Raw genomic sequence first — 7558 nt, forward strand, 5'->3', positions numbered from 1 at the left:
GCGCCGGCGCATGCAGATCGTGTTCCAGGACCCCTATGGCAGCCTGGACCCGCGCCGCCGGGTCGGCGCGCAGATCGCCGACGGCCTGGCCATCCACCAGGTCTGTGACGCCGGGCAGCGCGCCGAACGCGTGGCCGGACTGCTGGAGCGCGTCGGCCTCGACCCCAGCCACGCGCAGCGCTATCCCCACGAATTCTCCGGCGGCCAGCGCCAGCGCATCGGCCTGGCCCGGGCCTTGGCCAGCGGGCCGGACTTCCTGGTCGCCGACGAGCCGGTGTCGGCGCTGGATGTCTCGATCCAGGCCCAGATCGTGCAGCTGCTGGGCGAGCTGCGCCGCGACCTGGGCCTCGCCTTGCTGTTCATCAGCCACGACCTGCCGGTGGTGCGGCATCTCTGCGACCGGGTGATCGTGATGTATCTCGGCCGGGTGATGGAGGAAGGCCCGGCCGAAGCGGTCTTCACCAGCCCGGCCCACCCCTACACCCGGGCCCTGATCTCGGCCACGCCGCAGCTGCGCCCGGACCGCCGCGCCGACCGCATCCTGCTGGCCGGCGACCCGCCGAGCCCGTCCAACCCGCCCTCCGGCTGCGTCTTCCGCACCCGCTGCGCCCATGCGCGGCCGGCCTGCGCCGAGGCGGTGCCGGAGCTGCGACCCCACGGCGAAGCCCGCCGTGTCGCCTGCATCCGGGCCGAGGAGATCGCCTGAATGACGATCCGGCCCGACCACCGACCTGCCGACGAGGAGTAGAGCTTTGGCCGCGAAGACGGAACCGAAGGTGCATATGGGCACCATCACGGGCGGCGAGGCCCGCGAGACGCTGGCGCAGAACCCGGTGATCCTGCTGCCGATGGGCAGCCATGAGGACCAGGGCCCGCACGCGCCGATGGGCGACTACCTGCTGGCCGAGAAGATCGCCGAGCTGGCCGCTATCCGCGCCAGCGAGCGCGGCGTCAGGACCCTGGTGGCGCCGGTGCTGCCCTATGGCGGTGTCGACTGGTTCGGCCCGATGATCGGCGGCATCGCCCTGAGCCAGGCGACGCTGACCAGCGTCATCGCCGACATGGTCGGGTCGCTGCACAAGAACGGCCTCACCCGCATCGTCGTCATCAACGGCCATGGCGGCAATGTCGGGCCGATCGCCGAAGTGGCGCGCGGCCTGTACCTCCGCGACGGCACGGTGCTGCCCAGCCTGTATCTGTGGCGCATCGGCTACGGCCTCTTGCCCGGCATTGTCGGGGCCGAGAATTCCGCCAAGGTCTCCGGCCACGGCGCCGACCCGCTGACCAGCATTGGCCTGCACCTGTTCCCGGAGCTGATGCGGCCGGAGATGATGCCGACGGAGCGGCCGGCGAAGCGCGACCCGGTGCTGGGCCTGCCCTTCACCGGGCTCGGAACCGCCAGCTTCGAGGGCGCCGAGGTCGGCATGCCGAACCAATATGACGAGGTCTACACCCTCGGCGTCGGCAAGGGCGACCCGCGCCTGTGCTCGGCCGAGACCGGCGCGGCGCTGACCGAGAAGCTGACCGAGATCTGCGCCCGCTTCGTCGCGCATTTCGCCGGCAAGGTCCCGGCCTGAGGCACCCCCGGCCGGCGCGCCGCGCCGGCCGGGCCAAGATCGATGTCGCCCCGGACGGGGCCAACAAAGGGGGCTTCCAGATGCTGACGCGCCGTCTCCTGCTCCAGACCGGGGTCGCGACCCTCGCGGCCCCGGCGATCCTCCGGGCCCAGTCGCCCGCCGGCCAGATCCGGCTGATGTCCTATGCCGACGGCACCTTCCAGGACAATTACATCAAGACCGTCATCGAGCCGTTCCAGCAGGCCTTCCCGGGCGTGCAGGTCGTCTACGCACCGGGCGGCAGCTCGGCCGAGATGCTGGGCAACATCCGCGCCCAGAAGGCGGACCCGCAGATCGACGTCATCATCCTGGACGTCACCGCCTCGAACATCGGCAACGCCGAGGGGCTGTTCGACAAGCTGACCCCGGCCGAGGTGCCGTCGCTGGAGGAGCTGGTCCCCGAGGCCCGCGCCGCCGGCGGCGAGTTCGGCCCGGCCGTGACCTTCGACCATCTGGTGCTGGTCACCGATGCCCAGAACCTGAAGCCACCGCTCGCCAGCCTGGCCGATCTGTGGCGGCCGGACCTCAAGGGGCAGCTGGCGATCAGCGCGCCGCCGAACATCCAGGGCCTGGCGCTGACCGTGATGGTCGAGAAGATGCTGGGCGGCGACTACCGGCAATCGGTCGACGCCGCGATCAAGAAGCTGGCCGAGCTGGCGCCGTCGGTGAACACCTGGAACCCCAACCCCGACGGCTACTCGCTGATCCAGAACGGCATCGTCCGCGTCGCCACCGGCTGGAACGCGCGGTCGCAGCGCAAGATCGACGAGACCCAGGGCAAGCTCGGCGCGCTGCTGCCGCCCGAGGGCTCGGTGTTCCAGATCAACACCATCAACCTGACCGCCGGATCGAAGAACCGGGCCACGGCTGTCGCCTTCATCAACCACGCGCTGTCGCAACAGTCCCAGAAGGCCTTCACCGAGCGGGTGTTCTACGCGCCGACCAACGGCAAGGCGCAGATCGACCCCAAGGTGCTGTCCCGCACCGCCATCGCGCCGGAGAACCGCAGCCGCATGATCGAGGTCGACTGGAGCGAGATCGTCAAGGTGCGCGACAAGTGGAACAACCGCTGGCGCCGCGAAGTGATCTCGGCCGGGTGATCCGATGAGCTATCTCCAGCTGCAGGGCCTGGCCAAGCACTATGGCAATTTCGTCGCAGTCGACGACGTCTCGCTGACGGTCGGCCGGGGCGAGGCGGTGGCGCTGCTCGGCCCGTCCGGCTGCGGCAAGACGACGACGCTGCGGATGCTGGCCGGGCTGATCGCGCCGGATGGCGGCACCATCCGGGTCGACGGCGCCGACATCACCCGCGAGCCGGCGCATCGCCGCAACATGGGCTATGTCTTCCAGTCCTATGCGCTGTTCCCGCATCTCAGCGTGGCCCGCAATGTCGGCTTCGGGCTGGAGGAGCGGCGCGTGCCGCGCGCCGAGGCCTCCAGCCGGGTCGAGGAGGCGCTGGCCATGGTCCGCCTCGGCGCGCTGGGTGGGCGGCGACCGCGCGAGCTGTCGGGCGGCCAGCAGCAGCGCGTGGCTCTGGCACGAGCGCTGGTGGTCCGCCCCTCGGTGCTGCTGCTCGACGAATCCCTGTCCAACCTCGACGCCAAGCTGCGCGACGCGATGCGGCACGAGATCCGCGACATCCAGCGGTCGCTCGGCATCACCACGCTGTTCGTCACCCATGACCAGGTCGAGGCGCTGACGATGTGCGACCGGATCGCGGTGATGAATCGCGGCCGGGTCGAGCAGGTGGGATCGCCGGAGGAGATCTATGAGCGCCCGGCCACCCGCTTCGTCGCCGATTTCGTCGGCCGCGCCAACATCCTGCCGGCGACCCGGGACGCTGACGGTCGCCTCGCCCTGTGGGGCACGGCGCTGCCGGTCGCCGCGCCGCCGGCCGGCGAGATCGACATCTTCGTCCGGCCGCAGCGCATCCGCCTGGCCCCGGTCTCCGAGCCGGCGGCGGAGGGCGTGGCGTGCATCCGGGGCCAGGTCTCGCACAGCGTCTTCATCGGCGACCGGATCGAGGTGGTGGTCGAGGGCGCCGGCGGCCAGCTGAGCGTCGAAATGCCGTCCGGCCAGCGCCCGCCGGCCGAGGGCATGGAGGTCGCGGCGATCTGGCCGGTCGAGGACACGCTGGTGTTCCCGCGCGAGGCGCCATGACCGACGTGCCGCACCCCCTCGCCGCCGAACGCCCTGCCCTGCCCCGCGGCCGGCGCCTGCCGCTGCCCCTGCTGGTGCTGCCGGCGGCGCTGTTCGTGCTGGCCGTCTATGTCTGGCCGACTCTGGGCCTGTTCCGCACCGCCTTCAACGAGGTCGGGCCGACCGGCGCGATGGTCGAGGCCTGGTCGCTACAGACCGCGAAGGATGTCTTCGCCGATTCCTTCACGGCCGAGCTGACCCTGAATTCGCTGTGGCTGTCGCTGGTGGCGACCGCCCTGGCGCTGGCGCTGTCCTATCCGGTGTCGCTGTTCCTGTTCCGCACCCGGTCGCGTTTCCGCAGCCTGCTGGCCGTGGTCGCGATCATGCCGATGCTGGTGTCCGGCGTGGTGCGCATCTTCGGCTGGCTCGCCATCCTCGGCGACCGCGGCCTGGTCAACGGCATCGCCCAATGGCTGGGGCTGATCAGCACGCCGATGCGGCTGGTGTTCAACTGGACCGGCGTCACCATCGGCCTGGCCGAGAGCATCATGCCCTACATGATCCTGGCGCTGCTGGCCGGGTTCGGCCGGCTGGACCGCACGCTGGAGGAGGCGGCGCGCAGCCTGGGGGCGACGCCGCTGCGGACCTTCCTGCGCGTCACCCTGCCGCTGAGCCTGCCGGCCATCGCGCTGGCCGCGGGGCTGGGCTTCGTGCTGTCGATGTCGTCCTACATCACGCCCAGGCTGATGGGCGGCGGCCGCATCTTCGTGCTGGCGACCGAGATCTATGAGCAGGCGACCACCAACACCAACTGGCCGGTGGCCGCAGTGCTGGCGATCTACACCCTGGTGCTGCTGCTGGCGCTGGCCGTCGTGGCCCGGCTGGTGGCGCGGAGGCTGCAGCGATGAACGGCGCCGGCCGCCTCCTCTCCACCCTCGCCGGCATCGTCTACGCCATGATCCTGGCGCCCATCGTCGTGGTGGTGGCGCTGGCCTTCTCCGCCGACGACTTCATCGTCTTCCCGCCGTCCGGCTATTCGCTGCGCTGGTTCCAGGCGCTGGCCGGCAACGGGCCGCTCCTGGACGCGCTGCTGCTGAGCGCGCAGATCGCCTGCGTGGTCACGGCGCTGTCGCTGCTGCTGGGCGTGCCCGCGGCGCTGGCGCTGAACAAAGGCGGCTTCCCCGGCCGCGAGGCGTTGCAGGGCTTCTTCCTGGCGCCGCTGCTGCTGCCGACGCTGATCATCGGCCTGGCGCTGCTGCTGTTCTTCACGCCGCTGCGCCTGACCGCCACCCTGCCCGGCCTGGTGCTGGGCCACATGATCGTCACCCTGCCCTTCGTCATCCGGATGATGACGACCGCCTTCTCCACCCTGCCGGACGATATCGAGGCCGCGGCCGCCACGCTGGGCGCCACGCCCTGGCGGGTGGTGCGCCGGGTGACGCTGCCGCTGGCCGCGCCCGGCCTGGTCGCCTGCGGGGCGCTGTCCTTCCTGCTGTCCTTCGACGAGACGGTGATCTCGCTGTTCATCGCCGGGCCGCGCGCCTCGACCCTGCCGGTCGAGATGGTGCGCTACGTCGAAGGCCGCACCGACCCGCTGGTCGCGGCCCTGTCGGTCGTGCTGATCGCCGCGACCCTTCTCGTCGTCATTCTGGTCGAACGTCTCGTCGGCGTCGCGCGCGCCGTCGGCAACTAGGGAAAGCCACATGCCCGACTACCGCATCGCCCCCATGCCGCAGCAGATCGCCCCCGTCTTGGTGGAGAAGCTGCGCCGCGTCGAGACCGCGACCATCGGCCATTCCCAGCATTGGGGCTTCATGGACCGGGGCATCCAGCCGCTGCTGCGCGGCAAGCGCATCGCCGGCGCCGCCGTGACCCTGGCCATCCCCGGCCAGGATTCGACCCTGCTGCACCACACGCTGGGCCTGCTGCGGCCGGGCGACATCCTGGTGGTCGATCGGCTGGGCGACGACAAGCACGCCTGCTGGGGCGGCGGCGTCACCATCGCGGCCAAGGCGGCCGGCGCGGTCGGCGGCATTGTCGACGGGCCCTGCACCGACCTGGCCGAGATCGAGGATTCGGACTTCCCGATGTGGTGCCGCGGCATGTCGCCGATCACCACCCGCCTCTACAACCTCGGCGGCACGCTGAACCTGCCCGTTTCCTGCGGCGGTGTCCCGGTCCGTGCCGGCGACGTGATCCTGGCCGATGAATCCGGCGTGCTGGTGCTGCCGGCGGACCAGGCCGAGGCGATCGCCGATGCCGCGCTGGTGCGGCAGCAGCGCGGCGAGGCCACACAGGAGCGGGTCAAGGCCGGCGAAAAGCTGGGCGACATCTCCGGCGCCAGCCGTATGGTTCTCGAAGCCCTGAACCAGGCAAGCTGAGGCCAGCATCGTGACCGACTCCCGCGCCCCGCGCGTTACCGACTTCACCTGCGAGAAACGGCCGGCCACCGGCTCGCGCGGCATGGTCGTGACCAATCATCCGCTGGCCTCCGCGGCGGGGTCGGAGATGCTGCTGGCCGGCGGCAATGCCATCGATGCGGCGGTCGCTTCCCTGTTCGCGCTGACCGTGGTCGAGCCGATGATGGTCGGCGTGCTGGGTGGCGGCGTCGCCCATATCCGGCTGGCGGATGGGCGCCACCTGGTGCTGGACGGGCTGTCGACCGCGCCGGGCCGCGGCGGCGCCACCATGTACGAGCCGCTGTCGGACGAGATCGGCAAGGCCAGGCTGGTCCGCGACCGCGAGAACGAGGTCGGTCCCAAGGCGGTGGCCGTGCCCGGCGCGCTGGCCGGCTGGTGCGAGGCGCTGTCCCGGTTCGGCACGCTGCCTCTCGCCGATGTGCTGGCGCCCGCCATCCGCCTGGCCGAGCGCGGCTTCATCGCCAGCCCCTACCTGTCGGACTGCGTCACCGACTGCGCCAAGGACCTGGCCCGCGACCCGGGCCTGTCGGCCGTGTTCCTGCCCGGCGGCCAGCCGCTGCGGCCGGGCGACCGGCTGGTGCAGGGCGACTATGCCGCCAGCCTGCGGCTGATCGCCGAGCGCGGGCCCGCCGCCCTGTATGACGGGCCGCTGGGCGCGGCGCTGACCGAGTTCATGGCTAGCCATGGCGGGCTGATCGACCAGGCCGACCTCGCCGCCTTCCGGGTGATCGAACGGGCGCCGGTGCGCGGCAGCTATCGCGGCTTCGAGATCCTGGGACCGCCGCCGCCCTCATCCTCCGGCGTCCATATCGTGCAGATGCTGAACATCCTGGAGGGCTACGACATCGGCGGGCTGGGCTTCGGGTCGGCCGACGCGGTGCACCTGCTGGCCGAGGCGCTGAAGATCGCCTTCGCCGACCGGGCCGTCGCCACCGCCGACCCCGCCTTCGTCGACGTGCCGGTCGACCGGCTGATCGCCAAGGCCTATGCGGAGGAGCGCCGGTCGCGCATCGACCTGCGCCGGACCCAGGCCTGGACCGCGGGGCTGACGGGCGGGGAATCGGCCAACACCACCCATGTGACGGTGGCGGATGCGGCGGGCAACGTCGTCGCCACCACCCAGACCATCAACGGCCTGTTCGGCGCCTGCACCCTAATCCCCGGCACCGGCATGCTGACCAACAACTACATGTACAATTTCGACCCGCATCCCGGCCGCGCCCTGTCGATCGCGCCGGGCAAGCGGGTCTTCACCTCGATGGCGCCGATGATGGCGCTGCGCGATGGCAGGCTGGCCTTCGCGCTCGGCCTGCCCGGCGGCCTGCGCATCTTCCCGTCGGCCCTTCAGGCGATCGTGAACCTGATCGACCACGGCATGACCCT

At 71.3% G+C, this 7558-nt stretch carries 8 protein-coding genes; all 8 read left to right on the top strand.

Annotated features, from left to right (window positions below; genetic code table 11):
* Window positions 1–706, top strand: a 706-nt coding sequence (locus P409_RS20465; protein ID WP_034842759.1) for an oligopeptide/dipeptide ABC transporter ATP-binding protein, incomplete at its 5' end; no start/stop codon positions are given.
* 46 nt (window positions 707–752) lie between these two features.
* Complete coding sequence (locus P409_RS20470; protein ID WP_238578731.1) at window positions 753–1577, top strand: creatininase family protein; 825 nt, start codon at window positions 753–755, stop codon at window positions 1575–1577.
* Window positions 1578–1657: 80 nt separating this feature from the next.
* Window positions 1658–2716, top strand: coding sequence for an extracellular solute-binding protein (locus P409_RS20475; protein ID WP_081991657.1), 1059 nt, complete (start codon window positions 1658–1660; stop codon window positions 2714–2716).
* Between the two features lie 4 nt (window positions 2717–2720).
* The gene (locus P409_RS20480; RefSeq protein ID WP_034842763.1) at window positions 2721–3776 is read left to right on the top strand and encodes an ABC transporter ATP-binding protein; all 1056 of its coding nucleotides are present in this window, start codon (window positions 2721–2723) and stop codon (window positions 3774–3776) included.
* The gene (locus P409_RS20485; protein WP_034842766.1) at window positions 3773–4663 is read left to right on the top strand and encodes an ABC transporter permease; all 891 of its coding nucleotides are present in this window, start codon (window positions 3773–3775) and stop codon (window positions 4661–4663) included. The genes P409_RS20480 and P409_RS20485 overlap by 4 nt, the downstream gene beginning before the upstream one ends.
* Window positions 4660–5448, top strand: a complete 789-nt coding sequence (locus P409_RS20490; RefSeq protein ID WP_034842770.1) for an ABC transporter permease — start codon at window positions 4660–4662, stop codon at window positions 5446–5448. Before P409_RS20485 ends, P409_RS20490 begins: the two co-directional genes overlap by 4 nt.
* 10 nt (window positions 5449–5458) lie before the next feature.
* Window positions 5459–6136 carry an RraA family protein gene (locus tag P409_RS20495; protein ID WP_034842775.1) on the top strand — a complete coding sequence of 226 codons (678 nt, stop codon included), beginning with the start codon at window positions 5459–5461 and terminating at the stop codon, window positions 6134–6136.
* A gap of 10 nt (window positions 6137–6146) precedes the next feature.
* On the top strand, window positions 6147–7558 hold a 1412-nt coding region (ggt, locus tag P409_RS20500; RefSeq protein ID WP_034842779.1), incomplete at its 3' end, for a gamma-glutamyltransferase.

The sequence above is a fragment of the Inquilinus limosus MP06 genome (assembly GCF_000767795.1).
Taxonomy (GTDB): domain Bacteria; phylum Pseudomonadota; class Alphaproteobacteria; order DSM-16000; family Inquilinaceae; genus Inquilinus; species Inquilinus limosus_E.

What these genes read in the sequence shown, in the direction of transcription:
- P409_RS20485 (WP_034842766.1), top strand. Translation starts at nt 3,773, where the DNA reads ATGACCGACGTGCCGCACCCCCTCGCCGCCGAACGCCCTGCCCTGCCC.
- P409_RS20480 (WP_034842763.1), top strand. Translation starts at nt 2,721, where the DNA reads ATGAGCTATCTCCAGCTGCAGGGCCTGGCCAAGCACTATGGCAATTTC.
- P409_RS20490 (WP_034842770.1), top strand. Translation starts at nt 4,660, where the DNA reads ATGAACGGCGCCGGCCGCCTCCTCTCCACCCTCGCCGGCATCGTCTAC.
- P409_RS20495 (WP_034842775.1), top strand. Translation starts at nt 5,459, where the DNA reads ATGCCCGACTACCGCATCGCCCCCATGCCGCAGCAGATCGCCCCCGTC.
- P409_RS20475 (WP_081991657.1), top strand. Translation starts at nt 1,658, where the DNA reads ATGCTGACGCGCCGTCTCCTGCTCCAGACCGGGGTCGCGACCCTCGCG.